Origin of the sequence: Clostridioides mangenotii TR (assembly GCF_000498755.1) — a bacterium.
Lineage (GTDB): Bacteria > Bacillota > Clostridia > Peptostreptococcales > Peptostreptococcaceae > Metaclostridioides > Metaclostridioides mangenotii_A.
This window is the reverse complement of record NZ_AXUS01000062.1, coordinates 1-1,967: the sequence shown is the minus strand read 5'-3', so window position 1 is coordinate 1,967 and position 1,967 is coordinate 1. Positions and strand designations below refer to the sequence as shown.

The following is a 1,967-nucleotide window of genomic DNA, read 5'->3' as shown; positions in this document are numbered from 1 at the left end:
CCGCAACCATTAAAACAAACTGTCCCGTTGGTCAAGCGGTCAAACTAATATCGCGGGGTGGAGCAGTTGGCAGCTCGTTGGGCTCATAACCCAAAGGTCGTAGGTTCGAGTCCTGCCCCCGCAACCATTAAAACAAACTGGCCCGTTGGTCAAGCGGTCAAGACACCGCCCTTTCACGGCGGTAACAGGGGTTCGATTCCCCTACGGGTCACCAATTACATATGCGGGTGTAGCTCAATGGTAGAGTTCTGGCCTTCCAAGCCAGCTGTGAGGGTTCGATCCCCTTCACCCGCTCCAAAATCGTGGGATTATAGCTCAGCTGGGAGAGCACCTGCCTTACAAGCAGGGGGTCACAGGTTCGAGCCCTGTTAATCCCACCATTTGCGGCCTGGTAGTTCAGTTGGTTAGAATGCCAGCCTGTCACGCTGGAGGTCGAGGGTTCGAACCCTTCCAGGTCGCCAAACTAAATTATATGATATTAAATTATATAATCATTTTTGCTATGGCACTATTAGTATAATTAAAACTAAAATGTCATATAATTAAATTAAGTAACTAAATAATATGAATAGCATTTTAAATTTTTTGTGCTGGTGTGGCTCAACGGTAGAGCAGCTGACTTGTAATCAGCAGGTTGTAGGTTCGATTCCTATCACCAGCTCCACAAAAACATGGAGGATTTCCCGAGTTGGCCAAAGGGGGCAGACTGTAAATCTGTTAGCTTCGCTTTCGGTGGTTCGAATCCACCATCCTCCACCAGAATAAATAAGATGCGGATGTGGCGGAATTGGCAGACGCACTAGACTTAGGATCTAGCGCCTTTGGCGTGGGGGTTCGACTCCCTTCATCCGCACCATTTTATTTATAAAACTTTTTTGGGTGCATAGCTCAGCTGGATAGAGCAATGCCCTTCTAAGGCATGTGTCCGGGGTTCGAATCCCTGTGCGCTCACCAAAAATAAAGGGGATTCGCCAAGTCGGTAAGGCACAGCACTTTGACTGCTGCATGCGTAGGTTCAAGTCCTGCATCCCCTGCCAGTTTCATATTATGGTCTATTAGCTCAGTCGGTAGAGCACCTGACTTTTAATCAGGGTGTCCCGCGTTCGAGTCGCGGATAGATCACCAATGGAGAGGTGTCCGAGTGGTTTAAGGAGCTGGTCTTGAAAACCAGTGATGCTTAACGGCACCGTGGGTTCGAATCCCACCCTCTCCGCCAGCCCAAATAGCTCAGTCGGTAGAGCAGGGGATTGAAAATCCCCGTGTCGGTGGTTCGATTCCGCCTTTGGGCACCAGTGTGGCGGTATAGCTTAGTTGGCTAGAGCGTTCGGTTCATACCCGAAAGGTCACAGGTTCGACTCCTGTTACCGCTACCAATAAATGTGGACCATTAGCTCAGTTGGTTAGAGCGCCCGGCTCATAACCGGTAGGTCTGGGGTTCGAGTCCCTGATGGTCCACCACATTTAAATGTAATAATTTTTTATGGTGGGTATAGCTCAGTTGGTTAGAGCGCCAGATTGTGGCTCTGGAGGCCGTGAGTTCGAATCTCATTATCCACCCCATAAAAAACGAAGACATGGTCTATTAGCTCAGTCGGTAGAGCACCTGACTTTTAATCAGGGTGTCCCGCGTTCGAGTCGCGGATAGATCACCAAGAGGTGGCGACATAGCCAAGTGGTAAGGCAGTGGACTGCAACTCCTTGATCCTCAGTTCAAATCTGGGTGTCGCCTCCAATTTATTTATTCCAAGGTAGCTCAACGGTGGAGCACTCGGCTGTTAACCGATAGGCTGAGGGTTCGAGTCCCTCCCTTGGAGCCATAATAAAACTTTTAAACAAATATCCGGCGGGGTGGAGCAGGTTGGCAGGCTCGTTGGCTCCATAACCCAAAGGGTCGTAGGTTCGAGTCCTGCCCCCGCAACCATTAAAACAAAGGCCCGTTGGTCAAGCGGTCAAGACACCGCCCTTTC

General features: G+C 49.8%; 20 tRNA genes. All 20 read left to right on the top strand.

Annotated features, from left to right (window positions below):
- Nucleotides 1-51: 51 nt before the first annotated feature.
- A tRNA-Met gene (locus T473_RS0115520) sits at nucleotides 52-127 on the top strand.
- A 12-nt stretch (nucleotides 128-139) separates the two neighbouring features.
- Nucleotides 140-214 (top strand) — tRNA-Glu (locus T473_RS0115515).
- Nucleotides 215-223: 9 nt separating this feature from the next.
- Nucleotides 224-297 (top strand) — tRNA-Gly (locus T473_RS0115510).
- Nucleotides 298-304: 7 nt separating this feature from the next.
- Nucleotides 305-380, top strand: a tRNA-Val gene (locus T473_RS0115505).
- Nucleotides 381-385: 5 nt separating this feature from the next.
- Nucleotides 386-461 (top strand) — tRNA-Asp (locus T473_RS0115500).
- A 128-nt stretch (nucleotides 462-589) separates the two neighbouring features.
- Nucleotides 590-664: transfer RNA gene (locus T473_RS0115495), tRNA-Thr, on the top strand.
- A 9-nt stretch (nucleotides 665-673) separates the two neighbouring features.
- Nucleotides 674-759, top strand: a tRNA-Tyr gene (locus T473_RS0115490).
- 13 nt (nucleotides 760-772) lie between these two features.
- A tRNA-Leu gene (locus T473_RS0115485) sits at nucleotides 773-856 on the top strand.
- Between the two features lie 21 nt (nucleotides 857-877).
- Nucleotides 878-954, top strand: a tRNA-Arg gene (locus T473_RS0115480).
- A gap of 7 nt (nucleotides 955-961) precedes the next feature.
- Nucleotides 962-1,037 (top strand) — tRNA-Gln (locus T473_RS0115475).
- 12 nt (nucleotides 1,038-1,049) lie between these two features.
- Nucleotides 1,050-1,125, top strand: a tRNA-Lys gene (locus tag T473_RS0115470).
- Between the two features lie 2 nt (nucleotides 1,126-1,127).
- Nucleotides 1,128-1,216, top strand: a tRNA-Ser gene (locus T473_RS0115465).
- Nucleotides 1,217-1,292, top strand: a tRNA-Phe gene (locus tag T473_RS0115460). It abuts the tRNA gene before it with no gap.
- Nucleotides 1,293-1,296: 4 nt separating this feature from the next.
- Nucleotides 1,297-1,373 (top strand) — tRNA-Met (locus T473_RS0115455).
- Between the two features lie 8 nt (nucleotides 1,374-1,381).
- A tRNA-Ile gene (locus T473_RS0115450) sits at nucleotides 1,382-1,458 on the top strand.
- A gap of 25 nt (nucleotides 1,459-1,483) precedes the next feature.
- Nucleotides 1,484-1,560, top strand: a tRNA-His gene (locus tag T473_RS0115445).
- A gap of 16 nt (nucleotides 1,561-1,576) precedes the next feature.
- Nucleotides 1,577-1,652: transfer RNA gene (locus T473_RS0115440), tRNA-Lys, on the top strand.
- A gap of 6 nt (nucleotides 1,653-1,658) precedes the next feature.
- Nucleotides 1,659-1,732, top strand: a tRNA-Cys gene (locus tag T473_RS0115435).
- Nucleotides 1,733-1,742: 10 nt separating this feature from the next.
- Nucleotides 1,743-1,817: transfer RNA gene (locus T473_RS0115430), tRNA-Asn, on the top strand.
- 25 nt (nucleotides 1,818-1,842) lie between these two features.
- A tRNA-Met gene (locus T473_RS18380) sits at nucleotides 1,843-1,921 on the top strand.
- Nucleotides 1,922-1,967 lie beyond the last annotated feature (46 nt).